Annotated in this window: 11 protein-coding genes; 6 read left to right on the forward strand and 5 right to left on the reverse strand. The window is 72.0% G+C overall.

The annotated features are described in order from the left end of the window. Window positions 1–272 precede the first annotated feature (272 nt). Window positions 273–881, forward strand: coding sequence for a YceI family protein (locus A6A08_RS07460; protein ID WP_073701806.1), 609 nt, complete (start codon window positions 273–275; stop codon window positions 879–881). 87 nt (window positions 882–968) lie between these two features. On the opposite strand, the gene A6A08_RS07465 is transcribed toward A6A08_RS07460, so the two are convergent. The 3 genes from A6A08_RS07465 to A6A08_RS29220 form a co-directional block, all read right to left on the reverse strand. Continuing rightward, entirely contained in the window at window positions 969–1,871 is a 903-nt protein-coding gene (locus A6A08_RS07465) for a ribokinase (RefSeq protein ID WP_073701807.1), read from the reverse strand. Next, entirely contained in the window at window positions 1,868–2,695 is an 828-nt protein-coding gene (locus A6A08_RS07470) for an exodeoxyribonuclease III (RefSeq protein WP_199866870.1), read from the reverse strand. The genes A6A08_RS07465 and A6A08_RS07470 overlap by 4 nt, the downstream gene beginning before the upstream one ends. Before the next feature lie 392 nt (window positions 2,696–3,087). Beyond that, a complete protein-coding gene (locus A6A08_RS29220) occupies window positions 3,088–3,522 on the reverse strand; it encodes a hypothetical protein (protein WP_338013117.1) in 435 nt (144 codons plus the stop codon). 406 nt (window positions 3,523–3,928) lie between these two features. Between A6A08_RS29220 and A6A08_RS07480 the strand changes: the two genes are divergently transcribed. The 3 genes from A6A08_RS07480 (at window position 3,929) to A6A08_RS07490 (ending at window position 8,846) form a co-directional block, all read left to right on the forward strand. Continuing rightward, window positions 3,929–5,863, forward strand: a complete 1,935-nt coding sequence (locus tag A6A08_RS07480) for an acyl-CoA dehydrogenase family protein (protein WP_073701808.1) — start codon at window positions 3,929–3,931, stop codon at window positions 5,861–5,863. 46 nt (window positions 5,864–5,909) lie between these two features. Beyond that, window positions 5,910–7,142 carry a winged helix-turn-helix domain-containing protein gene (locus A6A08_RS07485; protein WP_073701899.1) on the forward strand — a complete coding sequence of 411 codons (1,233 nt, stop codon included), beginning with the start codon at window positions 5,910–5,912 and terminating at the stop codon, window positions 7,140–7,142. A 501-nt stretch (window positions 7,143–7,643) separates the two neighbouring features. Further along, window positions 7,644–8,846, forward strand: coding sequence for an FAD-binding oxidoreductase (locus A6A08_RS07490; RefSeq protein WP_242422168.1), 1,203 nt, complete (start codon window positions 7,644–7,646; stop codon window positions 8,844–8,846). Between the two features lie 42 nt (window positions 8,847–8,888). Here the strand turns inward: A6A08_RS07490 and A6A08_RS07495 are convergent, their stop codons facing one another. Next, window positions 8,889–10,031, reverse strand: coding sequence for an acetyl-CoA C-acetyltransferase (locus A6A08_RS07495; RefSeq protein ID WP_073701809.1), 1,143 nt, complete (start codon window positions 10,029–10,031; stop codon window positions 8,889–8,891). 211 nt (window positions 10,032–10,242) lie between these two features. After that, a complete protein-coding gene (locus A6A08_RS07500) occupies window positions 10,243–12,273 on the reverse strand; it encodes an MDR family MFS transporter (protein ID WP_073701810.1) in 2,031 nt (676 codons plus the stop codon). Window positions 12,274–12,511: 238 nt separating this feature from the next. On the opposite strand from A6A08_RS07500, the gene A6A08_RS07505 reads away from it, so the two are divergent. Together A6A08_RS07505 and A6A08_RS28160 are read left to right on the forward strand one after the other, a co-directional pair. After that, window positions 12,512–13,654 (forward strand): acyl-CoA dehydrogenase family protein, encoded by a 1,143-nt coding sequence (locus A6A08_RS07505; protein WP_073701811.1) that lies wholly within the window; start codon window positions 12,512–12,514, stop codon window positions 13,652–13,654. A gap of 35 nt (window positions 13,655–13,689) precedes the next feature. Then, window positions 13,690–13,857, forward strand: a complete 168-nt coding sequence (locus A6A08_RS28160; RefSeq protein WP_017572489.1) for a hypothetical protein — start codon at window positions 13,690–13,692, stop codon at window positions 13,855–13,857. Window positions 13,858–14,050: the final 193 nt, after the last annotated feature.

A 14,050-nucleotide genomic window follows, 5' to 3' on the forward strand; every position in this document is an offset into this window, starting at 1 on the left:
CGTACGCGTTCCGAGAAGGCCGGGGCCACGCCGCCCCGGCCTTCTTCGTGTGCCGGGCGGCCTTCCCGGTATGGCCGGCTCCGTCCGCCAAAAGAGCGCCGGACGGATCTCACACGGGGTGTTCTCCCCCTGGCGGAGGGGATCCCGGCGCCCTCCCGGGGACCGAGTCGAAGATCTCGTACCAGACCGCCCCAGAACCCCGGTCTCCGGGGGAGCGCCAGACCTAAGGTGTGGACGAAAGCCGCAAAAAAGACAAAAGGGAGAAACCGGCTATGACATCCACCCCCGCGGAGGGCGGCCCCGGACCGGGCACCTGGTATCTGGACCCGCTGCACTCCAGCCTGATCTTCGTCGCCCGCTACCTGCGCTTCGGCCGGGTCCAGGGCACGTTCGGACGGGCCTGGGGCCGTGTCCTCGTCGGTGGGGACCCGGCGGAGTCCAAGGTCGAGGTGGTCCTCGACGCGGCCAGCGTCAACACCGGTGTGGAGGCGCGCGACGCCCACCTGCGCTCCGCCGACTTCCTGGACGTGGACCGCCATCCCGAGATCCGCTTCGTGTCCACCGGCACGGAACCGGGCGGACGCGGCCGGAACGCCTTCCGCCTGCACGGCGACCTGACCATCCACGGGACGACCGCGCCCGCCGTCCTCGACTCCCACTGGGTGGGCGAGGCCCCCGACTACGTGTCCCCTGAGGACACCTACGGCCACTTCTTCTCCGCCACCACCCGGATCAGCCTCGCGGACTTCGGCGTGGGCGACGGCGGGCCGCTGCCCTGGGGCGGCCGCATGGTCGGCGACACGGTCGACATCGTGCTGGAGGTCCGCGTCCAGGACCAGGACCCCGCCCCGTTCCTCAGGCAGATCGGGCACACGTCCTGAGGAACGTGTGCCCGAACGGCCCGGTGCCGCGCAACCGTGGGAAGGGCCCCGGCTCCGCAAGGGGACGGGGACGCGGGACGGCGGTCCTCAGCCGCCGAGCAGCGCCTCCACCTCGTCCCGGGTGGCCATCGAGGAACTCGCCCCGTGCCGCTGGACCGAGAGCGCGGCCGCCGCCGCGGCGAACCGCATCGCCTCCTCGGGACCGCGGCCCTCCGCCCGGGCGACCGCGAACGAACCGCAGAAGGTGTCGCCCGCCGCCGTGGTGTCCACCGCCTCCACGCGGCGCGCGGGAACGTGCACCGCCTCGGCGCCGCGACGGCCGTGGAGCGAACCGTCCCCGCCCAGGGTCAGCAGCACCTCCGGAACCCGCTCCAGCAGCGCCGACAGCGCCCCGCGCGGGTCGGTGCGGCCGGTGATCGCGGCCGCCTCGTGCTGGTTGGGCACCAGGACGTCCACCGACTCCAGGAGCTCGTCGGGCAGCTCACGCGCGGGGGCCGGGGTCAGGTAGACCGGGACGCCCAGTTCGCGTCCGGCACGCGCGGCGGAGACCACCGCCTCCATGGGCAGTTCGAGCTGGAGCAGCAGGGCGGCGCTGCCCTCGATGATCCGCGCGTCGCCCCCGGCCACGCCGGCGACCTCGCCGTTGGCCCCCGGGACGACGATGATCGAGTTGCCGCCACCGCCGTCCACGACGATGTGCGCCACACCCGACGCCCCGGGCACCGTGCGCAGCCCGGACACGTCGATACCGCAGTCCACGAGGTTGGCGCGCAGCTCCTCGCCGAAGGCGTCCCCGCCCACCGCGCCGAGGAAGGCCACGTCGGCCCCCGCACGGGCGGCGGCGACGGCCTGGTTGGCGCCCTTGCCGCCGGGAACCTGCCGGAAGGCCGTTCCGGTGACCGTCTCACCGCTGGCGGGCACCCGGTCGACGTAGGCGACCAGGTCCATGTTCACGCTGCCGAAGACCGCGACGCGCGGCGCCGCGCTCACGAGTCCGCCCTCTTCGGCGCGGACCCGCCGTCGTCGCCGTCCAGCCCCACGATGACCGGGGCGTGGTCGGAGGCGCCCTTGCCCTTGCGCTCCTCGCGGTCGATGCTCGCGCCGCTCACGCGGTCCCTGAGCGCCGGGGAGGCGAGGACGAAGTCGATGCGCATGCCCTTGCGCTTGGGGAAGGCCAGGCCCTTGTAGTCCCAGTAGGTGTACACGCCGGGGCCCGGGGCATGGGAGCGCACGACGTCCTCGAACCCCGCGCCGACCAGCTTGTCGAAGGCCGCGCGCTCGGGCTCGGTGACGTGGGTGCTGCCCTCGAACTCGGCCATGTCCCACACGTCGTCGTCCTTGGGGGCGATGTTGAAGTCGCCGACGTAGGCGATCTGCGCATGGGGGTCGGCGGCCAGGGCCGCGGTGCCCGCCTCGCGCAGTGCCTCCAGCCAGCGCAGCTTGTAGTGGTAGTGGGGGTGGTCGACCTCGCGCCCGTTGGGTACGTACAGGCTCCACACCCGCACGCCCGCGCAGACGGCGCCGATGGCGCGGGCCTCGGCCTCCTCGGGGTCGCCGTAGCCGGGCTGGCCGGGGAAGCCGATCCGCACGTCCTCCAGGCCGACGCGGGAGGCGATCGCGACCCCGTTCCACTGGGACAGGCCGTGGTGGGCCACCTCGTAGCCGCGGTCGGTGAAGACCGACTCGGGGAACTGGTGGTCCCGGGCCTTGGTCTCCTGGATGGCGAGGACGTCGACGTCGCTCCGGTCCAGCCAGGCGCCGATCCGCTCGGCCCTGGCCCGGGCACTGTTCACATTCCATGTCGCGATACGCACAGCAAAAGGCTAGGCCATGGCGGTGACGGGACCGGCCTCGCCAGGGGCCGACCCCGCGTGTCCGTCAGGGGTGAGAGGTCAGCACCCCGCCCATCGCCTTCGCGAAGTCCATCGCCTCAAGGTCGTGGCGGTACATGATCCAGAACGCGGTCCCGGTCCAGCCCGGGAACCGAATATCTCGTAGTTCGCCTGGGCCAGCAGCACGTACTCCCCTCCGTCCCGGCCGTGGTCCGACGGGGTCCGGACGAAGGGAGGGTCCTGCGGCGAGTAGGCGTACCCGCCCAGGAGCAGGTCGGCCCGGCCCACGTGCTCCGCCCGGTCGTGGTCCTGCAACCGGTGATCCCGGTAGACCCGCTCCGTCTCCCCGTCCGCGACGACGGCGCCGTCGCTGCTCATCGGCATGCTCCAGGCCAACCGGGCGTAGAGGGGGTGCGGGTCCGTGCGGGGGGGGTGCCCTCCTCGGGGATCCGTTCGGCCGTCGCCGTCCCGGCGGGAACGTGGACCACGACGACACCGCCCGCGGCCCCCTCGGGGTCGCGTCTGGCGGAGAAGAACAGCAGCTGCCCGTCCCGCGGCAGCGGGATGTCGAGCGCGCCCCCCGGGAGTGCCGCGCAGTCGACGGAGGCGACGAAGTCCGGGGCACCGTCCCATGCGACGTCCGGGGGAAGGGACGGAAGGCCCCCGTAGCGCCCGACGAGGACCCCGGCCCCCTCGTCCGTCGGACTCAGCGCGATCTGGGGGCGGGCCAGGCGCAGTGCCGTGTCGATGGCGTGCTTCGGTACGCCGCTCCGGCGGGCCGAGTCACGGTACTCCTCGAAACTGTCCATGGCCGACATCCTGGCGCGGCGGGAGGACACTCCGCCACGCGGGTGGGCACGGAACGAGGGAAGCGGGGAAACGGGCCTGTGGACAACGGGAACGCGGACCTTCCCGGAGGGGAGAATACGAGGAAGGGACCATTCGTGCCCCGATCCTCGGGGGCGCGGAGCGGGCGGGGCCCCGGTGCGGCCGTCCTCCGCACCGGGGCGTCGCGACTCCCGGCACATGCTCGGTGGTTTCCGTCGCGCCCTGTTGGACGGCCACACCCCTCCGGAGGTTCGCATTGGGCCAAAGGTTTTTTGCCCGCCCTCGGTACGCGAGGAGCGCATCGCCCACGCGTAGAGGCGGTACCAACGGGTAGCCCTGTGATGCAGACCACACACAACTCCCCCCCTCGGCGAGGTGAGAGCGCGCATGTCAACCGCCGGACCCGACACCAACACCACTCCCGAGGTCGACGAACGACGGGCCCGCGCCGTGGCGGAGCAGGCCCGGGAGAGCGAGTGGCACCGGCCCAGCTTCGCCAAGGAGCTGTACCTGGGGCGGCTGCGCCTGGACCTGATCCATCCCCTGACCAGGCCCGGGGAGGACGCACGGCGCCGGGGCGAGGACTTCCTGGAGTCCCTGCGCACCTTCTGCGAGGGCATCGACTCCCAGCGCATCGAGCGTGAGGAGCGCATCCCCGACGAGGTCGTCAACGGCCTGCGCGAGCTGGGCGCCTTCGGCATGAAGATCCCCGTCGAGTACGGCGGGCTCGGACTCGGCCAGGTCCACTACAACCGCGCCCTGACCCTGGTCGGCTCGGCCTCCCCCGCGATCGGCGCGCTGCTCTCCGCCCACCAGTCCATCGGCGTCCCGCAGCCCGTCTCCATGTTCGGCACCGAGGAGCAAAAGCGCAGGTTCCTGCCCCGCTGCGCGCGCGGGGACATCAGCGCGTTCCTGCTCACCGAGCCCGACGTGGGCAGCGACCCGGCGCGCCTGCACGCCACCGCCACGCCCGACGGGGACGGGTACGTGCTGGACGGCGTGAAGCTGTGGACCACCAACGGGGTGGTGGCGGACCTGCTCGTGGTCATGGCCAGGGTGCCCGAGGTCCCCGGTCACCGGGGCGGCGTCACCGCGTTCGTCGTCGAGGGCGACTCCCCCGGCATCACCGTGGAGCGGCGCAACCGGTTCATGGGCCTGCGCGGTCTGGAGAACGGCCTCACCCGACTGCACCGGGTGCGGGTCCCCGCCGGGAACCGGATCGGCGAGGAGGGGCACGGGCTGCGTATCGCGTTGTCCACCCTCAACACCGGCCGGCTCTCCCTGCCCGCCATGTGCGTGGGCGCGGGCAAGTGGGCGACCAAGGTGGCCCGCGAGTGGTCCCGCGAGCGCGTCCAGTGGGGCCGCCCCGTGGGCAGGCACGAGGAGGTCGCCAAGAAGATCTCCTACATCGCCGCCACCACCTACGCCATGGAGGCCATGCTGGACCTGGCCGGCCAGATGGCCGACGACAAGAGCCACGACATCCGCATCGAGGCGGCCATCGCCAAACTGTGGGCGTCCGAGCACGCGTACACCATCGCCGACGAACTCGTGCAGATCCGCGGCGGGCGCGGCTTCGAGACCGCCGGCTCCCTGGCCGAGCGCGGCGAGCGCGGCGTCCCCGCCGAGCAGCTGCTGCGCGACCTGCGCATCAACCGGATCTTCGAGGGGTCCACCGAGATCATGCACCTGCTCATCGCCCGGGAGGCGGTGGACGCGCACCTGTCGGTGGCCGGGGACATCATCGACCCCGAGGCCGACCGCGCCGACAGGGCCAGGGCCCTCGTCAGGGCCGGCGGGTTCTACGCCAGGTGGCTGCCCGCCCTGGCCGTGGGCCAGGGGCAGGTGCCGTCGGCGTTCACCGAGTTCGGACCGCTCGCCGCGCACCTGCGGTACGTGGAACGCACCTGCCGCAGGCTCGCCAGGTCCACGTTCTACGGGATGTCGCGCTGGCAGGGGCGCCTGGAGGTCAAGCAGGGCTTCCTCGCCCGGATCGTGGACATCGGCGCGGAGCTGTTCGCGATGAGCGCGGTCGTCGTGCGCGCCCACGACGACGCCGGGACCCGCCCCGAGCGCGGCAGCGGCCCCCTCGAACTGGCCGACGTGTTCTGCCGCCAGTCGCGGCTGAGGATCGACACCCTCTTCGAGGGACTGTGGTCCAACACCGACACCGTGGACGGCAGGCTGTCCCGGCGCCTGATGGACGACGCCTACACGTGGCTGGAGGAGGGGGTCGTCGACCCCTCCCTGCCCGGGCCGCTGATCTCCCCGACCGTTCCCGGACCGTCGAAGGAGGAGGACCAGCACCGGCGCATGGGCTGACCGCGGAGGGCCCCGGACTGTCGTGGGCGGGGGCTACCGTGTCGGCATGGCCGAACCGCACCCCCGCCGCGACGCGGACCTCTCCCTCTCCCAGGCGCGCCGGATCGCGCTCGCCGCCCAGGGCTTCGCCGACCCCGAGCCCGCCGGGAAGCCCACACTCACCCACCTGGCACGGGTGGTGCGCCGGGTGGGCATCCTCCAGATCGACAGCGTGAACGTGCTGGCCCGCAGCCAGTACCTGCCGGTCTTCGCCCGCATGGGCGCCTACGACCCCGCCCTGCTGGACCGGGCCGCCACCACCGCCGCCGGTTCCGGTGCGGCCCGGCTGGTGGAGTGCTGGGCGCACGAGGCCAGCCTGGTGCCGCCCGCCACCCGGCAGCTGATGCGCTACCGGATGGAGCGCAACCGCGAACAGACGCGGGTGGGATGGATGAACGGCATCCGGGAGGAGCGGCCCGAGCTGGTCAAGGCCGTGTTCGAGGAGGTGGTCCGGGTCGGCCCGGCCAGCGCCCGCGAGGTGGAGTCGGCGCTGGCGCACGACGCTCCGCGTGCCAAGGACCACTGGGGCTGGAACTGGTCCGAGGTCAAGAAGTGCCTGGAGTACCTGTTCTGGATCGGCGACCTGACCTCCAACGGACGCAACACCCAGTTCGAGAGGCTCTACGACCTGCCCGAACGGGTGTTGCCCCCGGAGGTGTACGACGCACCGTCGGTCACTCCGCGGGAGGCGCACCGGGAGCTGGTGTCGATCGCCGCCCGCGCCCACGGGGTGGCCACCGAGGCGTGCCTGCGCGACTACTTCCGCCTGAGGCCCGCCGAGTCCCGGGCGGCCGTCGCCGACCTGGTGGACTCCGGCGAGCTGGTGCCGGTGCGGGTCCGGGGCTGGGAGCGCACCGCCTACCTGCACCGGGACGCCCGGATCCCGCGGAGGATGCGTGCGCGTGCGCTGCTGAGCCCGTTCGACTCACTGGTGTGGACACGCGGCCGCGCGGAGGAGCTGTTCGGGTTCCGCTACCGGTTGGAGATCTACGTGCCCGCGGCCAAGCGGGTGCACGGCTACTACGTGCTGCCGTTCCTGCTGGGCGAGGACCTGGTGGCGCGGGTGGACCTCAAGGCGGACCGCAGGTCGCAGACCCTGCTGGCGCAGCAGATCACCCTGGAGGAGGGCGCGCCCGCCGACACCGTGCCCGAGCTGGTCGAGCAGCTGGCCGAGATGGCCTCCTGGCTGGGCCTGTCGAACGGCGTCGGCGGCCCGGCGCTGGCCCCGTCCGCCTCCTGACCCCCGCCGGCTCCGGGCCCCGCTTCTCCCATCCGAGGACCAGGGACCGGCCAAGTCCGGCCCGGGCGGTATCCGCCCTCCTCCGGGGGACACGCGCCACACGTACAGATCCGGAACAGTTTCCGGCAACGTTCCCTCAAAGGAGGGTTATCCGCGCGGGGGACACCGTCCTACCCCGCTCACAGGGGCGTTCGCGGCACGTCCCGCCTGCGACGGCCGCGCGGCGTCCGAGACCGACCGGCCCCGGAGCACGCCCCACGGCGTTGGGGGAAGCCATGGCTCAGCTCAAGGTGGGTCCCGTGTCCGACACGGCGCTGGACCGTCTGAGGTCGGGGTTCTCCGGCCGGGTGCTCATCCCCACGGACGACGGCTTCGAGGACGCGCACACCGTCTTCAACGCGATGGTCGACGTGCGGCCCGGTGTGATCGCGCAGTGCGCGACCGTGGACGACGTGCGCCCGCGCCCTCGCGTGCGCGCGCGAGGAGGACCTGGAGATCGCCGTGCGCGGCGGCGGGCACAGCGTCGCCGGCATGGCGCTCACCCACGGCGGCATGGTGGTCGACCTGCGCCGGATGAACACGGTGGACGTCGACCGGCGGGAGATGCTGGCCCGGGTCGGCGGCGGCGCCCTCATGCGCGACCTGGACGCGGCGACCGCGCCGTTCGGCCTGGCCACCACCGGCGGCCGGGTCTCGACCACCGGAGTCGGCGGTTTCACGCTCGGCGGCGGCTCCGGGTGGTTGGAGCGCAAGTTCGGCCTGGCCTGCGACAACCTGCTCGCCGCCGACATGGTGACCGCTGAGGGCGACCTGGTGCGGGCGTCCGCCGACGAGAACCCGGAGCTGTTCTGGGCGCTGCACGGCGGCGGCGGCAACTTCGGCGTGGTCACCCGACTGGACCTGCGGCTGCGCCCGCTGCCGGAGTTCTCCCTGGGGCTGCTGATCTTCCGTCCCGAGGCGGGACCCGAGGTCGTCCGCGTCTGGCGCGACCTCATGGCGGCGGCTCCCGGCGAGGTCGGCGGCGGCTTCATCTACCTGGTCGCCCAGCCCGAGCCGTTCATGCCCGAGGAGCTCGTCGGCACATTCGTGTGCGCCGTCGTACTGACCTGCGCGGGCGGGGAGTCGGTGCTGCGCGACCTGGCCGCACCGGTCATCGGTATGCGCCCCGAGGCCGTACTGGTCACCGACATGCCCTGTCCCGAAGCGCAGAAGGCTCTGGACGACCCGCCCGGCTACCGCAACTACTGGTCGGTGGAGCACCTGGGCTCCCTGCCGGACGAGGCCGTCGACGCCTTCTGCCGCCGGGCGGACGAGATCGTCGTCCCCTCGCCGACGGGTCACATCCTCTTCCCGTTCGGCGGCGCCATGGACCGGCCCGGGACCGACTACCCGGTGCCGTGGCGCCACGCGCGGTGGGGCGTCCACCCCCTGGCGATGTGGGGGGACCCCGAGGACGACGCCCGCGCCATCCGGTGGGTGAAGGACGTCCGTTCGGACATACGTCCCTGGGCGACGGGGGACGTGTACCTGAACTTCACCGCCGACGAGGGCGAGGACCGCGTCCTGGCCGGGTTCGGCGAGCGCAACCACGCGCGGCTGAGCGCGGTCAAGACCGAGTTCGACCCGGACAACGCCTTCCACCGCAACCACAACATCCGTCCGGCGCGGGCGATGCCCGCGACCCCGCTTCCCCGGAGGGGGTGAGGACGGTGCCCGCCGTGCGCATCCGCGCACGGCGGGCGCGCGTCAGACGCGCTCGATGATGGTGGTGTTGGCCTGGCCGCCGCCCTCGCACATGGTCTGGAGACCGTAGCGGCCGCCGGTGCGGTGCAGCTCGTTGACCAGCTTGGTCATGAGCACGGTGCCGGTGGCGCCCAGCGGGTGGCCGAGGGCGATGGCGCCGCCGTTGGGGTTGACCTTGGCGGGGTCGGCGCCCAGCTCCTGGATCCAGGACATCGGCACCGGGGCGAAGGCCTCGTTGATCTCGGTGACGTCGATGTCGTCGATGCCCAGTCCGGCCTTCTCCAGCGCGATCCTCGTCGCGGGGATGGGGGCGGTGAGCATGTACACCGGGTCGTCGCCGACCAGCGACAGCTGGACGATCCGGGCCAGCGGGGTCAGGTTGTGCTGCTTGACGGCGCGCTCGGAGGCAAGGAGCACCGCGCTCGCGCCGACCGAGATCTGGCTGGCCACGGCCGCGGTGAGCTCCCAGTCCTCGCGCAGCGGCTTCAGGCCCGCCATCTTCTCCAGGGTGGTGTCGGGGCGCACGCCCTCGTCACGCTCGACCCCGGCCAGGGGGGCGACCTGGTCGTCGAAGTAACCCGCCTCCAGGGCCTTCGCGGCGCGCTGGTGGCTCTCCAGCGCGAACTCCTCCAGCTGTTCGCGCTTGAAGCCCCACTTCTCGCACATGAGCTGGGCGCCGCGGAACTGTGAGACCTCCTGGAGCCCGTAGCGCTCGACCCACCCGTCGCCGTACAGGCCGAGGCCGTTGTCGATGGCGTACTGGACGTTGGCGCCCATGGGGACCATGCCCATGTTCTCCACGCCGGAGGCCACGACCAGGTCCTGGGTGCCGGACATGACGCCCTGGGCGGCGAAGTGCACGGCCTGCTGGGAGGACCCGCACTGGCGGTCGATGGTGACGCCGGGGACGGACTCGGGGAAGCCCGCGGAGAGCCAGGCGGTGCGGGCGAGGTCGAGCGCCTGCGGCCCGACCTGGCTGACGCAGCCCATGATGACGTCCTCGACCGCGGCCGGGTCGACATCGGTGCGGGTGACGAGCTCCTTGAGAACGTGCGCCCCCAGGTCCGCCGGGTGCACGGCGGCCAGGGCGCCCTTCTTGGTGCCGACAGGGGTGCGTACTGCGCCGACGATGTATGCCTCGGCCACGGGATCCTCCAAGGTCCTGGGTGACGGTTACAAACCGAACTGTATTCGGTTTATCTGATCCGGCAAGCCCCCGGCCCCTGGGAACCCGGGTCCGTGCTGGTCGTCCACAGGTTCGCGGCCCCGTGGCGGTGGATCGCCCGGAGTGCGAACCTGGTCGAAAAAGCGAAAAAGCCGGGACGGGGGGCTTCGCGCCCCTCCCCTCGGGCTGCCCTCACGCCCGGTGGGACCCTCCGTCCAGGCGCGCGGCGTCCCCCTCGTCGCCCAGGGTGTCGGCGGTGATCCGTTCCAGGGCGGCCACCACCTCGGGGTGCTCGTCGGGCCCGTAGTCGGCCAGCAGCGAGCGCAGCGCGGTCCGCTGGGCCTCGAACATCGCCCGGGCGGCCTCCGCGCCGCGCCGGTTCAGCGTCCAGGGCTCCCCCTCCCCGGCCAGGTAGCCCGCTTCGAGGAGCTCCTGGTGCACCGGCCTCCAGTACTCCTCGGGCAACCCCGACATCTCCACCAGCTCCGCGCACGGCAGCGGCCCGGTCACGCCCAGGTGGCTGAGCACCCAGCACGCTCGGGGCGAGACCTCCAGGCCCGCCGCCTCGCGCAGGCGCCCGTACATCTCGTCGGCGCCCTCCTGGCCACAGGCCCGGAACACCTCCTTCTCCACGTGCGCGATGGCACTGCGGCTCCCGGCGGCCACGGGCGGGATGGACTCGTCCAGGTCCGGGGAGTCGATGGTGGTGCGCAGCGGGACCTGCCGCAGGAACAGCGCCAGCACGAACCCGGCCAGGGCGACCGGCACCGCCCCCAGGAACACGGTGTCCACGGCGTCCGCGTAGGCCTGCAGGAACGAGGCCTGCGCCTCCGGGGGCAGCCGGTCCAGGCTGCGCGTGTCGCTCTCCAGCGCGGACGGGTCCACCCCGGGCGGCGGCTGGATCCGGTCGGCCCTCGCCGCCAGGTTGGCGGACAGCTGCCCGGAGAAGATCGCGCCGAACACCGCCGTGCCGAACGACCCGCCGATGGACCGGAAGAACGTCGCCGACGACGTGGCCACCCCCAGATCGGAGTAGTCGGCGGCGTTCTGCACCACCACGACCACCACCTGCATCACCAGGCCCAGGCCCACGCCGAGGACGAAGAAGTACAGCCCCATCTCCGTCTGCGAGCTCTGCGGCCCCATACGGGAGAGCAGCAACAGGCCGAGGGAGGTCACCAGCATCCCCACCACCGGATAGACCTTGTAGCGGCCGGTGCGGGTGACCAGGCGCCCGCTGGTGATCGAGGTCAGGAAGAGGCCCAGCACCATCGGCAGCAGGTGCAGCCCCGAGGCCGTGGGCGACATACCGTGCACGACCTGGAGGAACAGCGGCAGGAACGCCATCGACCCCATCATCGCGAAGCCCACGCAGAGTCCGATCGCCATGGCCACCACGATGGTCGGGTCCCGGAACAGGCTCAGCGGCATGACGGGCTCGGGGGCCCGCCGTGCGGACAGCCACCAGCCCGTGCCGAGCACCGCGGCCCCGACCACCAGACCGATGGTCTGCGGCGACGTCCACGGGTGGACGCTGCCGCCCCACGAGGCGACCAGGGTCAGGCAGACCGCGGTGGCGGCCAGCAGCACGATCCCGAGGTAGTCGATGCTCTGCCTGCCGGTGGGACGGCGGTTCGGCAGCACCGCGAGCACCGTCGCGAAGGCCGCGACCCCCAGTGGCAGGTTGACGTAGAACACCCACCGCCAGGACAGGTGGTCGACGAACAGTCCGCCGAGCAGCGGCCCGGCCACGCTGGAGATCCCGAACACCGCGCCGAACAGCCCCTGGTACCTGCCGCGCTCCCGGGGGGAGACCACGTCGCCGATGATGGCGGAGGCGAGCACCATGAGCCCTCCGCCGCCGATGCCCTGGACCCCGCGGAAGAGGATGAGCTGGAGCATGTCCTGGGCGGTTCCGCACAGGGCCGAGCCGGCCAGGAAGACGGTGATGCAGGTGAGGAAGAGCGGTTTGCGGCCGAACTGGTCGCCGAGCTTGCCCCACAAAGGTGTGACGGCGGTGACCGCGAGCAGGTAGGCGGTGATCACCCACGACAGGTGGTTGAGTCCGCCGAGGTCGGACACGATCGTCGGCAGCGCGGTGGACACGATCGTCTGGTCCAGGGCCGCCAGCAGCACGGTGAGCATCAGCGCGGCCATGATGACCGCGATCCTGCTGCCCCGGTGCTCCCGGCGCTCCCGACGCTCGGACCCGTGCTGGACCATCGCCCTCCTTCCCGAGCGGACCGCTCCACGAACCCCCGCCCGTGGACCCCGGCGTCCTCCGGTTCCGGCCCCGTCGCCGCCACCCTAGGAAGGTCCGGCGGCCGCGCCCTCCGGGAACCGCCGGACGGGCGCCCCCGGGCACGGGAACTTTGCCCGGGCTTGGACCGTCCCCTTCAAAACCGAATTCGATTCGGTTACTGTGGCCGCACCCAGTGATCACCGAACCCCGGAGCAGAGCATGAAGCGGGAACTCTTCGACGCCGACCACGACCTCTTCCGCGAATCGGTGGCCGAGTTCCTCAAGCGCGAGGTCGTGCCCTTCCACGACCAGTGGGAGAAGGACGGGGTGGTCCCCCGCGAGGTGTGGGCCAAGGCGGGCGAAGTGGGCCTGCTCGGCCACGGCGTACCCGAGGAGTACGGCGGCACCGGGCTGAACGACTACCGCTACAACACCGTCGTCAACGAGGAGATCTGCCGCGCCCACGCCAGCGGCCTCGGCATCACCCTCCAGAACGACATCATGGCCCCGTACATGGTCGGCCTGACCGACGACGAGCAGAAGAAGCGCTGGCTCCGGGGCTTCGCCGGCGGCGAGCTGATCACGGCCATCGCCATGACCGAGCCCGGGGCGGGCAGCGACCTCCAGGGCATCACCACCTCGGCGGTGCGCGACGGCGACGAGTACGTCGTCAACGGCTCCAAGACCTTCATCACCAACGGCATCAACGCCGACCTGGTGATCGTGGTCGCCCAGACCGACCCCGACGCGGGCGCGCAGGGCTTCTCGCTGATCGCGGTCGAGCGCGGCACCCCCGGGTTCGAGCGGGGCCGCAACCTCGACAAGGTCGGGATGAAGGCGCAGGACACCGCCGAGCTGTTCTTCGACGACGTGCGCGTCCCGGCGGCCAACCTCATCGGCCGGGAGGGCGGCGGGTTCGTCCACCTGATGGAGAACCTGCCGCAGGAGCGGCTGTCCATCGCCACCTGCGCGGTGGCCTCCGCCGACGCCATGCTCCAGCACACCATCGCGTACTGCCGCGAGCGCACCGCCTTCGGCCGTCCGATTGGGCGCTTCCAGAACACCCGTTTCGTCCTGGCCGAGTTGGCCACCGAGGTGGACATCGCCCGCACCTACGTGGACCGCGGCATCGACCTGCTCAACCGGGGTGAGCTCACCGTCGAGGACGCCGCCATGGCCAAGTGGTGGACCACCGAGCTGTGCAACAAGGTGATGGACCGTTGCCTCCAGCTTCACGGGGGGTACGGGTACATGATGGAATACCCCGTGGCACGGGCCTGGCAGGACTCCCGCATCCAGACGATCTACGGCGGCACCACCGAGATCATGAAGGAGATCGTGGGGCGCGGCCTGGGACTGTGACCGCACGAGCCCCCGTCGGAAGGGTCGGAGCTGTCATGAGCGGTGCGTGGGACGGCCTCATCGTCATGGGCCTGCTGGTCGTGCTGCTCGTGATCGGCGTGCGCAAGCTCCGGCCCAGAGTCCACATCCCGTGGACGACCGGCGGGATCGTGGTCTTCTTCGTCTTCGTGTGCCTGCTGCTGTGGGCCTGGTCCTGGCGCTAGGTCGTGTTTTTTGCATCATTTTCGGGCTCGCGTCCACCAGGCTGCCCCTCGCTGCGCCTCTGCGCTCGTGAGGCACGACCAGGCCGAACTTCGCACCTCGTCTTGCGAGAGACTGCCCGGACGGCCGCCCGCTGACCCGGAAGCCTTCTAGAAAACACTCCCTAGACGGCGACCGGAAGGGGTTCCGGCCCCG

Source organism: Nocardiopsis sp. TSRI0078 (genome assembly GCF_001905145.1).
Taxonomy (GTDB): Bacteria; Actinomycetota; Actinomycetes; order Streptosporangiales; family Streptosporangiaceae; genus Nocardiopsis.

Bases quoted from the DNA above. Each gene is read 5' to 3' on its own strand.
- A6A08_RS07460 (WP_073701806.1), top strand. From the start codon at position 273: ATGACATCCACCCCCGCGGAGGGCGGCCCCGGACCGGGCACCTGGTAT.
- A6A08_RS29220 (WP_338013117.1), bottom strand. From the start codon at position 3,522: ATGGACAGTTTCGAGGAGTACCGTGACTCGGCCCGCCGGAGCGGCGTA.
- A6A08_RS07480 (WP_073701808.1), top strand. From the start codon at position 3,929: ATGTCAACCGCCGGACCCGACACCAACACCACTCCCGAGGTCGACGAA.
- A6A08_RS07485 (WP_073701899.1), top strand. From the start codon at position 5,910: ATGGCCGAACCGCACCCCCGCCGCGACGCGGACCTCTCCCTCTCCCAG.
- A6A08_RS07500 (WP_073701810.1), bottom strand. From the start codon at position 12,273: ATGGTCCAGCACGGGTCCGAGCGTCGGGAGCGCCGGGAGCACCGGGGC.
- A6A08_RS07505 (WP_073701811.1), top strand. From the start codon at position 12,512: ATGAAGCGGGAACTCTTCGACGCCGACCACGACCTCTTCCGCGAATCG.
- A6A08_RS28160 (WP_017572489.1), top strand. From the start codon at position 13,690: ATGAGCGGTGCGTGGGACGGCCTCATCGTCATGGGCCTGCTGGTCGTG.